Annotated in this window: 16 protein-coding genes; 1 reads left to right on the top strand and 15 read right to left on the bottom strand. The window is 34.9% G+C overall.

All coding sequences use genetic code 11. The features are described from left to right. Window positions 1-6: 6 nt before the first annotated feature. From AC3QL1_RS20155 to truA, 15 genes are all read right to left on the bottom strand, one after another. Window positions 7-903 (bottom strand): NmrA family NAD(P)-binding protein, encoded by an 897-nt coding sequence (locus tag AC3QL1_RS20155; protein ID WP_492493921.1) that lies wholly within the window; start codon window positions 901-903, stop codon window positions 7-9. A gap of 91 nt (window positions 904-994) precedes the next feature. After that, window positions 995-1,480: an SRPBCC family protein gene (locus AC3QL1_RS20150; protein ID WP_492493920.1), complete on the bottom strand. Its 486-nt coding sequence runs from the start codon at window positions 1,478-1,480 to the stop codon at window positions 995-997. 290 nt (window positions 1,481-1,770) lie between these two features. After that, on the bottom strand, window positions 1,771-2,370 hold the full coding sequence (locus AC3QL1_RS20145; protein ID WP_492493919.1) for an NAD(P)H-dependent oxidoreductase: 600 nt from the start codon (window positions 2,368-2,370) through the stop codon (window positions 1,771-1,773). Between the two features lie 147 nt (window positions 2,371-2,517). Next, on the bottom strand, window positions 2,518-3,018 hold the full coding sequence (locus AC3QL1_RS20140; protein WP_492493918.1) for an SRPBCC family protein: 501 nt from the start codon (window positions 3,016-3,018) through the stop codon (window positions 2,518-2,520). Continuing rightward, window positions 3,008-3,334, bottom strand: a complete 327-nt coding sequence (locus tag AC3QL1_RS20135; protein WP_492493917.1) for an ArsR/SmtB family transcription factor — start codon at window positions 3,332-3,334, stop codon at window positions 3,008-3,010. The genes AC3QL1_RS20140 and AC3QL1_RS20135 overlap by 11 nt, the downstream gene beginning before the upstream one ends. 207 nt (window positions 3,335-3,541) lie before the next feature. Continuing rightward, complete coding sequence (locus AC3QL1_RS20130; protein ID WP_492493916.1) at window positions 3,542-4,216, bottom strand: carbonic anhydrase; 675 nt, start codon at window positions 4,214-4,216, stop codon at window positions 3,542-3,544. A gap of 202 nt (window positions 4,217-4,418) precedes the next feature. Then, window positions 4,419-5,063: a suppressor of fused domain protein gene (locus AC3QL1_RS20125; RefSeq protein ID WP_492493915.1), complete on the bottom strand. Its 645-nt coding sequence runs from the start codon at window positions 5,061-5,063 to the stop codon at window positions 4,419-4,421. A 208-nt stretch (window positions 5,064-5,271) separates the two neighbouring features. Beyond that, window positions 5,272-5,781: a TPM domain-containing protein gene (locus tag AC3QL1_RS20120; protein WP_492493914.1), complete on the bottom strand. Its 510-nt coding sequence runs from the start codon at window positions 5,779-5,781 to the stop codon at window positions 5,272-5,274. 118 nt (window positions 5,782-5,899) lie between these two features. Further along, window positions 5,900-6,811, bottom strand: a complete 912-nt coding sequence (locus AC3QL1_RS20115) for an arginase family protein (RefSeq protein WP_492493913.1) — start codon at window positions 6,809-6,811, stop codon at window positions 5,900-5,902. Window positions 6,812-6,884: 73 nt separating this feature from the next. After that, window positions 6,885-7,352 (bottom strand): copper resistance protein NlpE, encoded by a 468-nt coding sequence (locus AC3QL1_RS20110; protein WP_492493912.1) that lies wholly within the window; start codon window positions 7,350-7,352, stop codon window positions 6,885-6,887. A 140-nt stretch (window positions 7,353-7,492) separates the two neighbouring features. Further along, window positions 7,493-7,882, bottom strand: a complete 390-nt coding sequence (locus AC3QL1_RS20105) for a DUF1801 domain-containing protein (protein ID WP_492493911.1) — start codon at window positions 7,880-7,882, stop codon at window positions 7,493-7,495. 358 nt (window positions 7,883-8,240) lie between these two features. Further along, a complete protein-coding gene (lpdA, locus tag AC3QL1_RS20100) occupies window positions 8,241-9,629 on the bottom strand; it encodes a dihydrolipoyl dehydrogenase (RefSeq protein ID WP_492493910.1) in 1,389 nt (462 codons plus the stop codon). A gap of 418 nt (window positions 9,630-10,047) precedes the next feature. After that, a complete protein-coding gene (locus AC3QL1_RS20095; RefSeq protein ID WP_492493909.1) occupies window positions 10,048-10,632 on the bottom strand; it encodes an NUMOD4 domain-containing protein in 585 nt (194 codons plus the stop codon). A 144-nt stretch (window positions 10,633-10,776) separates the two neighbouring features. Beyond that, the gene (locus AC3QL1_RS20090; protein WP_492493908.1) at window positions 10,777-12,531 is read right to left on the bottom strand and encodes an ABC transporter ATP-binding protein; all 1,755 of its coding nucleotides are present in this window, start codon (window positions 12,529-12,531) and stop codon (window positions 10,777-10,779) included. 88 nt (window positions 12,532-12,619) lie between these two features. Beyond that, complete coding sequence (gene truA, locus AC3QL1_RS20085; protein WP_492493907.1) at window positions 12,620-13,360, bottom strand: tRNA pseudouridine(38-40) synthase TruA; 741 nt, start codon at window positions 13,358-13,360, stop codon at window positions 12,620-12,622. Window positions 13,361-13,774: 414 nt separating this feature from the next. Between truA and AC3QL1_RS20080 the strand changes: the two genes are divergently transcribed. Then, the gene (locus tag AC3QL1_RS20080; protein ID WP_492493906.1) at window positions 13,775-15,691 is read left to right on the top strand and encodes an SPFH domain-containing protein; all 1,917 of its coding nucleotides are present in this window, start codon (window positions 13,775-13,777) and stop codon (window positions 15,689-15,691) included. The last annotated feature ends 170 nt before the right edge of the window (window positions 15,692-15,861 follow it).

The raw sequence follows: 15,861 nt of genomic DNA, 5'->3' as shown, positions 1-15,861 counted from the left end.
AAGTTACTAATTTTGATTGTAAACGGCTGCAAATTCTTTTGCATATTCTGCCAGTTTTGTTTTTCCCATCACGGCTGGTTTGTTACGTTCGTAATCTTCGCCCAATAAACCGTTGTAAAGTCCGGCGTACATTTCAACAAGACCAGCAGCGATTTTTGGCTGCATTCCCACAGAAGTTAAGCCGTTTAAAGTTTCTTCATCGCTTACTAAAACCCATTTTAAATCCGGTTTTCCGATAGCTTTCCCTAATATTGCTGCGGTTTCGTGACCTGTAAGTTCTTCACTTGCCACATAACGAATTTTTTTCCCGTCAAGCGGAGTTGTCAATTCTTCGGCAATTGCAGCCGCGATATCAAGAGGAGAAACCCATGGAATCATTTTGTCTGCACCATAATTGGCCGCAATAATCCCCGCATTTTTGATCATCGGAATATAAGCCAGCAAGTTATAAAAGAAAGAAGTCGGACGCATAAATGTTATCGAAACTCCTGAAAGTTTATTCAACACACTTTCGATTTCATTATAACGCTGAATAATTCCTGAATTTTTCTCTAAATGAGCGCCAATACTACTTAAAAATACGACACGTTTTACGCCGGATTGCTGAATTGCTTCTGCATAAGTATTTCCAATTTTGCGTGTAAAAGCATCCAAATCCAGATTGGGATCAAAATAATTCGCACGCGGAATCATGCAATAAACGGCGTCTGCGCCGGTAAAAGCTTCAGTTAAAAATGCTGCATCTTCTACAGATCCAATTGCTGCTTTTGCGCCAAAAGCCTCAATTGCAGTTTGTTTTTCGACATTGCTCGTAATTACCGTAACCTGATGCCCTTTTTGTACTAATTCCTGAGCCAGTGGCTTGCTGATGTTCCCTAAAGAACCTGTTAGTGTAATTTTCATCGTTTCTATTTTTTGATGATACAAAGTTGCGCATCATCAAAACGATTGCTGTAGCCAAATCTACTATTGTCGTAGCCAAAATTAACTGCAATTACTTTGAACTCAATTTCTTCTCGTTTTCTGTTCTGGGTTTGTCTTTGCCGTTTGGCTCGCCTTTTCCGGTTGTAATTAATTTTTTCAAACTATTCTGAATATAATTTGTCCACGCATCCTGGCAAATCTCAAAACATTCATAATCCGGAACCAAACCAAAATGAGTAAAGCGAAGTTCTGTTTTTCCATCTTTTTCCGAAATTTCAAAAGTGGGTTTTGTACCCGTCCATTCGCTTTTATCTTCGGTAAATTTGAAATAATTGTTTTCAACCAACCAAACAACTTTCTGATTCGGAATCACTTCGATCAATTTTATTTTGCAGCGATGCACATCTTCATAATGATAATCAAATTCATCATTTTGTTTCGCCGTATTTCCGTCAATTTCTTCAGACCACCATCCGCGAACGTTGGTAACGGCATTAAAAACTTCTTCGGGAGATTGATCAACTATTAATGTCGTGGTAAAATCTTTTGCGCTCATTTTGTGTAGTTTAGAAAGTTATCTAACAAATTTACTTCCTAAAAATCAATAAATTAGGGTGTTTATGCGACAATTTTAAGGGTGGAATAAGACAGATTTAGATTTTTGGAATTTGTAATTTGAACTTAACTTTTCAGGAGCAGAAAAATCATTTTTATGAGAACCACTCGTCCCGCTGTCCATTATATCTTTTGTGGTGAACCCCAACACAAAAGGATGCCATTTCCATCGGGGCTAGATTAGAATTTTCTTTTTTATAAGAAATAAAGTTTATTCTCTATGCGTATCTATTATTTCTTTACATAGGTTTTAATTTTCCCGATCACATCTTCAATCTGCGAAAAATGTTTTTTCATAACTTTCTCTAATTCTAAAGTTCCGCCGAGAATCAACATTTCTTTGTTTTCGAAACGTTTTCCAAGACGATCGTCCAACATAATGGTTTGCATGCTTTGCGCCATATTTATTTCTTCGAGAAATTCATTTGGATGTCCTGCCGTGCAAATCACAAGTCCAAACGGAATTGTTTTCATCTTTTTAGAAGTTTCATTGTGCCCGTAAGCATATCCAACGGAATAAACACGGTCGAACCAGCCTTTCAGTTTTGCCGGACAATCGCTCCACCAAACCGGATATAAAAAAATAATGCAATCTGCTTTTTCAATTTTTTCCTGTTCAGCCAAAACATCTTCAGGAATCGGAAGATTGGTTTTGCCCAAACCTTCTCTATCATATTCTTCTGCCGACATATCACTTTGAAAATTCATAGCGTATAAATCTGAAATTTCAAGATTCCAATTCTGCTTCGAGATTACTGATTTCAGTTGTTGCAGAACCTGAAAAGTATATGATTTTTCACTTGGATGGCTGTAAACTATTAGAATATTCATAGTTAATTTTCATTAGTTACATATTCTGATTTTAGCATTGAGTAATTGCATTTTTTTCGACTAATTATAAAAATAGCGCCTGATTTTGAATTCAAATTCAGGCGCTATATTTTACGAAAATACAAATTAAAGTAACTATTTATACAGTTATTTTTTGTCTGCAAATATTTTATCCAATCCTTCCATTGCGATTGTGAATCCTTCTTTGAAGCCCATTTCGATTATCTTTTCAAGATCAGATAAGTTTTCGTGTTTGATGGCTACGTCGACAAATGTTGACCCATTTTGCTCATTAAAACTGACATCCCAGTCAGAACGCGGAAAATCTACATTTAAATTGCCTTCGCTGTCGCAAAAAGCATCCAGATATTTAAAATTTGTTTTTGGCGTGATCGATTTAAAATCTGCCAAAGCCCAATGTTCTTCGCCTTGCGGTCCAATCATGGCGTATAAACGTCTTCCGCCTTCTTTAAAATCCATACTTTTTGTTTTGGATTTCCATGGAGCCGGCGCCCACCATTGATCGAGAATTTCAGGTTCTGTCCAGGCAGACCAAACATCTGAAATTGGTGCGTTAAATTCTCTTTTTACATTTACTGTGCTGGTTTCTTTGTTTACCGTAAAGTCCATTAAAAGATTAGATTTCATTTTTTCTAGATTTTAGATTAATTAATACTTGATCCAATTGATTAAAACGGTTTTCCCAATGTTGCTTAAATTGTTCCAGCCATTTATCAATTTCTTTCATTTTATCTATTTTTAACTGGTAATAAATTTCTCTTCCCACTTTGTGCTGTTCGAGCAATTCACATTCATTCAGAATTTTAATATGTTTAGAAACGGCTTGTCGTGTAGTATCAAATTGCTCCGCAATGGCATTTGGCGTTAAAGCCTGAGCCGTAATTAACACTAGAATTGCCCTGCGTGTGGGATCTGCAATAGCTTGAAATATATCTCGTTTCATTATCTTATTATTTAATTGCGCAATCGATAGGTTGCAAATATAAGCAACCGTTTGGTTTCTTAAAACATTTTTTCGATATTTTTTTGGAAATCAATATTTGAAATCGATAAAAAAGCAAAAAGCTATAAATAAGTAATCTGCTTATTTATAGCTTTTTATAAAGAGTATCATTTATTCTTTTATAGAAATAATGTTAGTCTGTTTTTATTAAAGTTGCGTAATTTTTCCGCTATGAACATCATATTTCATCGATACAATTTTAATATTATGTTCTTTAATAAGCGGATTGTCCTGAATCAATTTTACTGAGTGTTTTATGTTCGCATCAATTGCACCGGAATAATTTGTCGCTTTAGGTTTTACTTTATCGGCTTCAATTTCTTCGTTTTCTTCAGAGATTGTTTCTACAATATTATCAATGTGGTTAAAATGCTTTTTGTATGCGCCATCTTTGTCATTGATATAGGCTTTTATAGCGCCACATTCTGTATGACCTAAAACGACGATCAATTTCGTGTCAAGATGTTCTATCGCATATTCAATACTTCCCATGTCGATATCCGAAATTAAGTTACCGGCATTTCGTATGACAAACAAATCTCCAATTCCCTGATCAAATACAATCTCCGGCGCGACTCTGCTGTCGGAGCAGGTTATCACAACCGCAAATGGTTTTTGTCCGTCCTGATTTGCCAAAACCGATTGTTTGTTTTGGTGCGGATGAATTGATTTTTCCTCCAGGAATCTTTCATTTCCTTGTGTTAATCTTTCTAAAGGATCCTGATTTTTGTTAGTCTCAACCATTTCCTTTCCCTGATCACTTTTCTTGCATCCTGCCATTAATAGCAGCATAAAGGTTAATGCTAAAATTTTTGCTTTCATTTTTTTCTTTTGTTTAATTATAAAACAGAATTAATAAGTAAAGTAAATACTTGTTAATAATGATTTGCAAAGATAATTTTTTTACCGCATGAATACTGTATTTTTCTTACAAATAATAATAAACAAATTAACTTGAGAACATAAAAAAATCCGGTTGCCTAAACAAAACCGGATTTTCTAATTTATATAAAGTTTATATCAATTACTTTCTCGTTAAATCAGTAATTAACAAAGGATTATTTTCTTTTAATTTGGCAACCAGTTCTTCAACCGTTTCCGGATTTTCTTTTAATTTCTCGTATTCGGCAGAAGTTATTCCCACGATTTGTAAAAACGAAACTTCACCGTGTGGCGTTTGCTGCTTTTCGATTTCGGGATCTGCTACAAAAAGCAAGGCCGTAATATCCGTTTCGGTATCTAGTCTTATCGGTCCGTTTGCAGGCATATAATGATATTCTTCAAACCAGTTTCCGCTGTCAAATACATATTTGGCAATGTTTTGTAATAAAGCAATTGCCCATGTAGGGTTTCCGTTATCTTCTTCAAACGGTTTTAATCTAAAGGTGATTTCAAATCCCCATTTGCTAAATTCGCTGTCCAGTTTTTCTTCATTATAATACAATTCAGAAAAGCCGTAGGTTACAAAATGAAAGTGATCGGTTTGCCTTTTACTTTCATAAATACTTACTCCGTCAAGCGGACTATCTCCGCCAAGCATATAGCTTATTGCGGGGGCAAAATGTTTTGGTTCCTGATTAGGATAAAGTCTTTCAAATTCTTTATCGATTGATAACCAGCCAACAGCGTCGTCTTCTGAAAATTCTTTTTTGTATTCGTCTAATGTCATGCGTTCTGATTTTACCATTAATGAAATACAATATATGGCTTTTTGATATAAGAAATATAATTTTCCATTTGATTTTATTGTAATTACTTCATCATTTTAAAAATGTAAATCTTATCATATAAGAGTAAAACTTTTTAAATAACAAGACAAAAAAATCCGACTTGCTTTCACAAATCGGATTTGAATATTTTGATTTAAAACACGAAATCTATCCCAATTTCTTGATTAATTCAGCTGTTGCCGCCTCCAAACCTTTATAATAATCTCCGTTTTTGAATTGTGGCACTGCAAAATTGCTGATAATTTCTTTTGTCTGTTCATCACCTAATTTATAGCGTATCGTATCTTCTCCTAAAATCTGAATTTGTCTTAATCCTTTACTTAAAAGAATTAAAATCGTAGGCTGCATTTTTAAGTTAGTGTTCAGATATTTATCTAAATTCTGTGAATAATCGAATAAATCAGGATAAGGCTTTATAGAAGAAGTAGTTACAATCATGATTTTATAAAGCGTCTTTTTTTCAAATGATTTTAAAGTGGTGCTTAAAGTTTTTATCTGATCCGGAGTCAGTATTTTTTCAAAATCATTTACATTATCATATGATTTTGCAAAAATTGTTTCTGCTTCTGAACTTGATTGTGCTTCCTTTTTTGTTTGGGCTAAAAAACTAAAGGGTAACAATAATACAATTGTTACAATGAGTATTGTTTTTTTCATCTTGGGCAAGAGTAGATTTGGTCTTGCAAAACTACCACTTTAATGTTATAAAAAATTAAGTAATTTTATACTAAAGCGTTAATATTTGAGATAAAAAAAAATCCAAACAAAACCATCATTATTTGTTATCTGGTTTTTGAGATACGCTAAAAGTACGAGTAAAATTGGCTACAAAATCTTTTGTGTATTGCCCGGTTTGATCTAAATCCGGATCCAGAATCGTGATTTCTAGTCCGCTTAATTTATCGCTTTCAAATAAATAGGAGGTAAGATCATTAAATTCATCATAACTAAGACCATCCGGAGTTCTGCTGTCTACGCACGGCATTATCGAATCATTTAAAACATCAACATCAATGTGAAGCCAAAAACCATCCAGATTCTTGCTTTTTACAGCTGAAAGAAACGATTCGACACAATTTGAAATTCCTTTTTCGCGCAGTTCTTTTAGGCTAATATAAGTCGCATCAGAATTTCGAATTTGATTTTCGTATTCGTCATCATATTCGCGATTGCCCACGCACCAAAGATTTTCTTCTTTTATATAGGGAGATAAATTTAGAATATTGGTTAATTTTTCAGGACCGTTTCCGGTTACAATTGATGCTGACATTCCGCCAATGCCACCGGTTTCTGATAAAGAAACATCCATAAAATCAGTATGTCCGTCAAGATAAAAAAGTCCGTAATTGCCTTTTTGCTTTAAAGCTATCGCCGGTCCTAAAAGAATGCTGCAATCGCCGCCCAGAATAAAAGGAAATTTATTTTGAGTAAGTAAATTATTTATCAGATAAGCTTGTTCTCTCGCATAATCAATTAATGAATTTGTGTTGAGAATATGAGTTTCAACATCTCTTACATTTGAATATTTTGGAGAATCAAGTCTAATAGTATCTTTAGGATTAATAGCTTTGTGCAGATTATGTTTCCACAACCAGTCTGGTAATTTTTTTACCCCAGGTTCTTTTCCCGGTTGAGGTTCTTTTAAACCTAAATTAGATGGAAATTCAACAATATATACTTCTTTCATAACTCTGATATTTGGATATAAAGTTATTAAAATAAAGTGCTTTTTTGTTTACTTAAAAATAGAATAAATGAAGCTATTTAGTCTTTTCAATTTGTTTTAGTACATAATTTTCAGCAAGTGGACCCGTAATTTCTTTATTGTCACTGTCTAATTGAATTAATTTTTTTTCTCCCACTATGTATGATTTTTTACTGCTTTTGTCTGAAGTTACAGTTTTAATTGTATTTCCTTTTTCATCCCATTTAAAAGTACCGGTTTCTGTAAATACATTTTTTTGAATTTTTTTTGTGCCAAGATAAGTTGATTGTGATGAGAAAGTGTTATCGTCATTAAGAGTGATTTCTACTTCGATTCCTTCACAGTCTGCACAAGGAATAGTTCCCTTATATGTTCCTGTCCAGTCTACCGAATTTTTCGAATTATCTTCACTATTATGGACTTCAGTTTCTGTAATAGTGGTTTCTTGTTTTGGAGTTTCTTTATTATTACAACTTGTAAGACTTAAAAAAGTTACTATAAGGACTAAAATTTTTGCTTTCATTTTAATTATTTAAAGAAGATATATTTATATTATAAAATGCAAAAATATAGCTTTTTTACTACAAATAAATATAGTATCAAAAAATAATATTATTCCAGTTTTTAAATCCTAAAAGGATTGGTTTAATTCTATTGTTCGGCTTATTTCAGCCGAATTAAAATTCCTTTTCGTTTCACCAGATTTTTATAATCCCATTGAATTTCTTTTGCTTTATCGAGCCAGCGATTTACATCTTCGGGAATAATTTGTTCCGCTGAAGTATAGCGAAATTCTGCGGCTTTAAAGGAACCTTCATCTGCGAGTTTTTCTTCATCAAAAGATTGACCGCTCCAAAATAGCAAACGAACAGAGTCTTTTAGTTTGCTGTATCCCGCAATTGGATTTCCGTCGAGAAACCAAACCGGATGCGCGTGCCAGATTTTGCTTTCGGCATCAGATAGATTTTTGTTGATGATATTGGCTAATTGATCGCAGATTTCTTTGTCTGCTGTGTTTTGTGAATTATTGTAATCTTCTATAGCTGTGTTCATGATAATTGATTCAATAATAAATGTTTAGAAAAGTTTTATATGTATAAAGACAAGCTAAAATAGTCTTTTTTTTATTACGAAAACCAATCGAAAAATGATATTTCTGATGAAACGGTTTGCGTGAGGGATAGTAACGGAAAGCCCACAGCCTGACGAAGGAAGTGCGAGGACTTGCAGTGAATAGCCCGACCCGGAGGGACACGCCATTATGAAGATTCTAAGGTTCTGAGGTTCTGAGATTTCTTAGAGCGATGAAAAAACTTTGTCAAGAAAAAAAACTGCACAAAAAAATCCGACTTGTTTTCACAAATCGGATTTTAAAAATTGAGAATTATATATAACCGTAAAACGGTCTGTATTACAAGTGAATTACTTCGCCGTAAGCATCTGCAACAGCTTCCATTACAGCCTCGCTCATTGTTGGGTGAGGGTGAATAGATTTAAGGATTTCATGACCTGTAGTTTCCAGTTTACGTGCTACAACTGCCTCAGCAATCATATCTGTAACTCCGGCACCAATCATGTGGCATCCTAACCATTCTCCGTATTTTGCATCAAAGATTACTTTTACGAATCCGTCAGCAGCACCGGCAGCTTTTGCTTTTCCAGAAGCTGAGAATGGGAATTTACCAATTTTTAATTCGTATCCTTTTTCTTTAGCTTGTTTTTCTGTTAAACCTACAGAGGCGATTTCTGGAGTTGCGTAAGTACAACCCGGAACATTTCCGTAATCGATTGGGTCTACGTGTAAACCTGCGATTTTTTCAACACAGTTAATTCCTTCAGCAGAAGCTACGTGAGCCAAAGCCTGACCTGGGGTAACGTCTCCAATTGCGTAATATCCAGGGATGTTAGTTGCGTTGTAAGCGTTTACAAGGATTTTATCTCTGTCAACAGCGATTCCAACTTCTTCTAAACCGATGTTTTCAATGTTAGTTTTGATTCCAACTGCAGAAAGTACGATGTCAGCTTCAAGAATTTCTTCTCCTTTTGCTGTTTTTACAGTTGCTTTTACACCAGTTCCTGTAGTATCGATTTTCTCTACAGATGAATTAGTCATTATTTTTACACCTGCTTTTTTCATTGAACGCTCCATTTGTTTCGAGATATCCTCGTCTTCAACCGGTACAATGTTTGGCATAAATTCTACAATAGTAACTTCAGTTCCCATTGAGTTATAAAAGTGAGCAAACTCAACACCAATTGCTCCGGAACCTACGATAATCATAGATTTTGGCTGCGTTGGTAATGTCATTGCCTGACGGTATCCAATTACTTTTACACCATCTTGTGGCAAGTTTGGCAACTCACGAGAGCGAGCTCCTGTTGCGATGATAATGTGATCAGCGCTATATTCAGTAACTTTATTATCTTTATCTGTAACGTCAAGTTTTTTACCTGGTTTTAGTTTTCCAAAACCTTCGATAACGTCAATTTTATTTTTTTTCATCAAAAACTGAACACCTTTACTCATTCCGTCAGCAACACCACGGCTGCGTTGAACAACTGCAGGGAAATCTTTATCGAATTCAGAAACTTTTAATCCGTAATCAGAAGCGTGTTTTAAATAATCAAAAACCTGAGCTGATTTTAATAATGCTTTTGTTGGGATACATCCCCAGTTTAAACATACACCACCAAGGCTTTCTTTTTCAACTACAGCTACTTTAAAGCCTAATTGCGATGCTCTAATTGCTGTTACATATCCGCCAGGACCACTTCCTAAAACAATAACGTCGTATTTCATTTTTTTGGGTTTTAGTATTTATACCGAAAATGAAGTTTATAATTCCGAAACTCACTTTCGATTTCTCTTGTTATTTGTGATTGCGAATTTAAGGATTTATTTTAAAAAACGCTTAAATTTTATTTTTAGACATACTGATTCCAACCTTTTCACAGAGATTCTGATAAAAGTGATATAAAAAAGTAAAATGAAATTGGAAATGCAGTGTTTTTAGGAAAAAATGTGGAAGATTCTAATTAGAAAATGTGAGCATTAGATAATTAGAGAATGTGGTTTGAGAGAATTAAAAAAATAATAGCCACAGATTACAAGATTATAGTGATTAAAAAATCAGCGGTAATCTGTGTAATCTGTGGCTAAAATATAGTTTATGCATTTTATGCATCTCAGTTTTAAATTTAAAATCAGCAGTCTAAAACTAAACCTTTACATGCCCCCAGTTTTCTCCGCTGGCGATACGTCTAATTTGCATTTCGCTTACACCAAATTGTTTGGCGATCATTTTAAGACGTGTTTTTTGTTCTGGTCTGGAAAGGATTTTTTTGATTAACATCACTTTTGTGGTGGTTAATTTTCTTCCGTCTGCTTTTAGATTATGCTCGATCAGGTTCTTTTTCGCCTGAATCACACGCGGACTTTTACGGCTATGTGCCATCATTTCGGCTTTTGTTGCCCAACGTAAATTGCGTACATCATCATTACTTCTGTTGTAATCCAGATGTAAAACATACGTTTGATCTTCAGATTGTTTCGGAATAAAATATTGGGCAACTAATTTGTATAAAAACAAATATTTGTTGACAATTTTATCGTCTTTTTTAATCTTAAACCTAAAAGTAGGATAGCCATCGCTTAATCCTCCTTTTAATAATCTTCCGTTTGCAATTTCGTCAGAAAAGCTAATGAGACGGCCTCTGTTTGAAATTGCATAGCGAAGTTGTAATGAGGCGTTTATTTCTATTTCTTTAAATTCTTCGTTTGGATAAAATCTAGTTTGTGGCATTTTTCTTTTACATTTGATTTCTATTATCTCAAAGATAAAAAAACCAAAAACGTAAAAAGTTACATAATTTCGTTCAGATCTTACATTTATGATTCCTATAACGCTATTTTAACTTTTTTAAGAACTTTTTTAGCATTTCCAATTTTAGTTCGCTACAGAAAATTGCGAGTCGTAAAGATTTTTGTAGTAACCGTCTGCCTTATTCAGCAATTCCTGATGTGTTCCTTGTTCTACAATTAGCCCTTTATCCATAACTACAATCTTATCAGCGTTTACAATTGTTGCCAATCGGTGTGCAATAATGATTGAAGTTCTGCCTTTTGTAATTGTTTCTGTAGCGCGCTGAATCAATTCTTCAGAATAAGTATCGATTGAAGAAGTAGCTTCATCTAAAATCAAAATACTAGGATTACTCACGTATGAACGCAAAAAGGCGATTAACTGTCTTTGTCCTGACGAAAGCATTACACCGCGCTCTTTTACATCAAAATCATAATTATCAGGCAAACTCATAATAAAATCGTGAACGCCAATTTTTTTGGCTGCGTCCAGAACATGTTCGCGTGTAATTTCGGGATTGTGTAAAGTGATGTTATTGTAAATCGTATCGGCAAACAAAAATACATCTTGTAAAACCACTGCAATTTGTTTTCGGAGAGAAGCTAAAGTATAGTTCTCAATATTATGACCGTCTATAAAAATCGTTCCGCTGTTTATTTCATAAAAACGATTCAATAAATTAATAATCGTTGATTTTCCGGCACCGGTAGAACCTACAATTGCAATAGTCTGCCCTGCAGCGACAGAAAGATCAATCCCTTTTATTACTTCTTCTTCCGGAATATAACTAAAACGGACATCTTTAAATTCTATACTTCCGTCAAAAATAGGCGCTTCAATCGTTCCGGTATCCTGAATATGATCTTGAGTATCGATAATGTCAAAAACGCGATTGGCGGCAATCATTCCTAATTGCATCTCGTTAAACTTATCTGCAATTTGACGAAGCGGATTAAAAAGCATTCCTATAAACATAGTGTACGAAAATAAATCTCCGAAAGTCGTAAAATGATCTCCATTCAAAATTTTAAATCCGCCATAAACCACGACCAAACCTAAAGTAATCGAAGAAATAATATCGGCAATGGGGAAAAATATCGAGTTGTACAGAATCGTTTTGATCCACGCAACTCTGTGTTTATCGTTTATAACCCTGAAATTTTCTGCTTCAATTTTTTCCCGGTTAAAAAGCTGTACGATTTTCATTCCCGTAACACGTTCCTGAACAAACGAATTCATGTTTGCAATTTGCGTACGAACCTCCTCAAAAGCAACCTGCATTTTTCGCTGAAAAATTCGGGTGATATAAACCAGAATTGGCATCGCAACGACTACAATCCAAGTTAGTTCCCAGTTCATATAAAACATAAAAAGCAGCACGACCAGCATTTTCATCAAATCACTGATAATCATGAATAATCCCTGACTGAAAATACGCGCAATCGACTCAATATCAGAAACGGATCTGGTGACCAATTGACCAACCGGAACCAAATCAAAATACTTCATTCTAAAACTCAGAATATGTTTGAAAAGTTTGGTTCTAATGTCTTTTACAATATCCTGCCCAAGCCAGTTTGCCCAATACACAAAATAAAACTGAGAGAGAACTTCACATAAAAGCACAACCCCCATCAGAATAATGTACATCAATAAACCTTGCTTATCTTGCGTCTTGATATAGCCGTCGACCGTTTGTTTTAGTAAATAGGGACGAAGTGCGGCAAAAATCGATAAGGAAATGGCAAAAAGAATAACGCCATAATAGCGCCATTTATATGGTTTCGTATATTTTAAAATTCGTTTGAATAATCCGGTATCAAATGCTTTTGCTTTCATTATTTTTTTAGGAGCTATTCCTGCTTTCCGTTACAATCTTTTTATTTTTTAAAGGAAAAAATAAAAAGGATTTCCACTTCAATCAGGGCTATTTTATGATGTAATCGTAATAAATTTCGGTTAAATACAATCCGTGTGCGGGAACCGAAAATCCTGCTTTTTCCCTGCTTTTACTCGCAATAATATTTTCAAGTTCAGAAAGTGGAATTTTATGTAAACCTATATTTACCAAAGTTCCCACAATGGATCGAACCATATTTCGCAAAAAACGATTCGCAGAAATCGTAAAAACCAGTTTGTAGTTTTCTTCTTTCCAATACGCCTCAAAAATCGTGCAATCAAAAGTATTTACATCCGTATTCACTTTCGAAAAACATTGAAAATTGGTGTGATTCAGTAAGATTTTTGCAGCTTCATTCATCAAAGCTACATCTAATTTTTGGTTAAAATACCAACTCAATTCCTCCGTAAACGGATTTTTAACAGTATTAATGTGGTATTCATACGTTCTTTTAGTCGCGTCAAATCTGCAATGCGCGTCATCATGAACTAATATAATATCAAAAATGGCAATGTCTTTTGGCAAATAAGAATTAAGCTTGTGAACTAAAGTCTTGGCATCAATTTGTGTCTCAAAATCAAAATGCCCATACATTTCCGTTGCGTGAACGCCTGTATCAGTTCTTCCGGCACCCATAATGCTTATTGGCGCATTTAATAAAACAGAAAATGCTTTGTTTAGAGTTTCCTGAACAGAAGACGCATTAGGCTGAATTTGCCAGCCATGATAATGAGTTCCGTTATAAGCAAATTGAATAAAATATCTCAAGGTAAAGGTTCAAAGGTTCTGAGGGGCAAAGGTACAAAGGTTTTTTTGAAGATGCTAAGGTTCTTAGTTGCTAAGGCTCTAAGGTTTTTTACATCGTGTATTGTAGAGGCGCACAGCAGTGCGTCTAACATTGGATGAAAAAAATAAAAACGATTGTTTTGTAAATCTCTCTAAAGAAAACTTAGCCACTTAGTATCTTAGAACCTTAGAACCTCCTCAAAAAACTGTTAACGTCCAAAATACCAATCATAGTTTACACAACAAAAAATCGTATCAGAAATTGACAATTCCAACGATTTAATTTGAGGATTTTTTTTAACATTATTTTCAAAAATGAGCAAAAGTTAATTTTAAAAATATTTCATTTTAACAGAATGTATTTCTCTTATGTTTGTAATATAAAAACCAAAAATCATGAATGAAATTACTTCTTATTGGTGGATAATTTTAATCTTATTCTCCATTCTTTTTTACAAATTTATTTTACGCGTTTTCTTCGGAATGGTGATGGTTCCGGAGGATAAAATTGGTTTGGTGACCAAAAAATTCGTTTTGTTTGGCGCAGACAAATCATTGCCGGATGGCCGAATCATCGCCACAAAAGGCGAAGCTGGTTATCAGGCAAAAACGCTTGCTCCGGGTTTATACTGGGGAATGTGGATCTGGCAATATTCAATTGATATGACCGGATTTACGGTAATTCCGGAAGGAAAAATTGGATTGGTTTTAAGTAAGGACGGACAGGAAATTCCAACCGGACGAATCTTAGCCAGAAAAGTAGACAGTGATAATTTTCAGGATGCTACTTTTTTCTTAAACAATGGCGGACAAAAAGGACGTCAGACAGCGTTTATTACAACAGGTTCGTATCGTATTAATACGTTTTTGTTCGAAATTGTAATCGCAGATCAAATCAAAATTTACGAAAACATGATTGGAATTGTGACGGCGCTTGACGGAGAACCAATTCCGCAGGGACAAATTGCAGGTAAATTTGTTGAAGGTCACAATAACTTTCAGGACTTTGACAAATTTCTGGAACAGGGCGGAAATCGTGGTTTACAGCCTCAGGTTATGTTAGCAGGATCTTACTATATTAATACGTGGGGAATTCAAATTGAACAAAACCCAATGACCGATGTGCCAATTGGATATGTGGGCGTTGTGATTTCTTATATTGGAGAAGACGGACAAGATGTTACAGGTGATACTTTTAAACACGGAAATATCGTTTCGAAAGGACAAAGAGGTGTTTGGATGGAACCGCTTGGACCGGGAAAATATGCCTTGAATAAATATACGACAAAACTGGAAGCAGTTCCAACAACGAATTTAGTGCTGAACTGGGCAAACGCCAGAAGTGAATCACATGATTTAGATAAAAATCTTTCTACGATTACGGTTCGTTCAAAAGATGGTTTCCCTTTTAATCTTGACGTAGCGCAGATTATTCACGTTCCGGCAAACGAAGCGCCAAAAGTAATTGCCCGTTTTGGAAGCATGAACAATCTAGTTTCTCAGGTTTTAGAACCTACAATTGGTAATTATTTCAGAAACTCGGCTCAGGATAGCGATGTGATTTCTTTCTTATCTACGAGAAAAGAGCGTCAGGAATCAGCCAAAAATCATATCAAATTGGTGCTTGACGAATATAATGTAAACGCAGTTGATACTTTGATTGGAGATATCGTTCCGCCAGATTCACTGATGAAAACATTGACCGACAGAAAATTAGCCGAAGAAGAGCAAAAAACATATCAAACCCAAAGAATGGCGCAGGAACAACGTCAGGGAATGGAGAAAGAAACGGCCATTGCAGACATGCAAAAAGAAATTGTGCGTGCCTCTCAAAGTGTTGAAATTGCACAAAGAACAGCAGACGCAACCGTTAAAAAAGCGGAGGGAGATGCAACCAGTTTAAAACTAAATGTAAACGCTGAAGCGGAAGCAACAAAAATGCGCGCCAATGCGGAAGCCGAAGCGACAAAAGCAAGAGCAGGGGCACAAGCAGAAGCAACAAAACTAAATGCAAGTGCCGAAGCAGAAAGAATATCGAAAACAGGTTTGGCAGAAGCAGAGAAAATCATGGCAATTGGTAAATCAACTGCAGAATCGTATCAGCTTCAGGTTAGCGCAATGGGCGGTGATAATTTCACCAGATATAAAGTAACCGAAGAAATTGGTAAAGGAAATATCAAAGTAATTCCGGATGTTTTAATTTCAGGAAACGGTGGTTCTGATGGTTCGATTAGTGGTTTGTTAGGTTTGAAACTAATGGAAATGATGGATACCAAAGATTCTAAAGATGTCAAAAATCCGAAGAAACAATAATTGTAGTAAATGTAAAACGTTTGATGTGAATATAAAACACATCGTAAAACGTAGAGACGCACAGCAGTGCGTCTAAGACAAAGTTTGAAATCCGGTCTGCATCAGCAGATCGGATTTTTTATATTCAAAAATCAAAGAAAACAAGACGAAAGACGCACTGTTGTGCGCCT

The sequence above is a fragment of the Flavobacterium sp. GW823-FHT04A11 genome, assembly GCF_058796535.1.
The sequence above is the reverse complement of the archived record's forward strand: the minus strand, read 5'-3'. Positions and strand labels throughout refer to the sequence as shown.

Coding starts and splice junctions, on each gene's coding strand:
- AC3QL1_RS20145 (WP_492493919.1), bottom strand. CDS start 2,370: ATGAATATTCTAATAGTTTACAGCCATCCAAGTGAAAAATCATATACT.
- AC3QL1_RS20155 (WP_492493921.1), bottom strand. CDS start 903: ATGAAAATTACACTAACAGGTTCTTTAGGGAACATCAGCAAGCCACTG.
- AC3QL1_RS20120 (WP_492493914.1), bottom strand. CDS start 5,781: ATGAAAAAAACAATACTCATTGTAACAATTGTATTATTGTTACCCTTT.
- AC3QL1_RS20140 (WP_492493918.1), bottom strand. CDS start 3,018: ATGAAATCTAATCTTTTAATGGACTTTACGGTAAACAAAGAAACCAGC.
- AC3QL1_RS20105 (WP_492493911.1), bottom strand. CDS start 7,882: ATGAACACAGCTATAGAAGATTACAATAATTCACAAAACACAGCAGAC.
- AC3QL1_RS20095 (WP_492493909.1), bottom strand. CDS start 10,632: ATGCCACAAACTAGATTTTATCCAAACGAAGAATTTAAAGAAATAGAA.
- AC3QL1_RS20135 (WP_492493917.1), bottom strand. CDS start 3,334: ATGAAACGAGATATATTTCAAGCTATTGCAGATCCCACACGCAGGGCA.
- AC3QL1_RS20090 (WP_492493908.1), bottom strand. CDS start 12,531: ATGAAAGCAAAAGCATTTGATACCGGATTATTCAAACGAATTTTAAAA.
- AC3QL1_RS20110 (WP_492493912.1), bottom strand. CDS start 7,352: ATGAAAGCAAAAATTTTAGTCCTTATAGTAACTTTTTTAAGTCTTACA.
- AC3QL1_RS20130 (WP_492493916.1), bottom strand. CDS start 4,216: ATGAAAGCAAAAATTTTAGCATTAACCTTTATGCTGCTATTAATGGCA.
- AC3QL1_RS20150 (WP_492493920.1), bottom strand. CDS start 1,480: ATGAGCGCAAAAGATTTTACCACGACATTAATAGTTGATCAATCTCCC.
- AC3QL1_RS20080 (WP_492493906.1), top strand. CDS start 13,775: ATGAATGAAATTACTTCTTATTGGTGGATAATTTTAATCTTATTCTCC.
- AC3QL1_RS20125 (WP_492493915.1), bottom strand. CDS start 5,063: ATGACATTAGACGAATACAAAAAAGAATTTTCAGAAGACGACGCTGTT.
- lpdA (WP_492493910.1), bottom strand. CDS start 9,629: ATGAAATACGACGTTATTGTTTTAGGAAGTGGTCCTGGCGGATATGTA.
- AC3QL1_RS20115 (WP_492493913.1), bottom strand. CDS start 6,811: ATGAAAGAAGTATATATTGTTGAATTTCCATCTAATTTAGGTTTAAAA.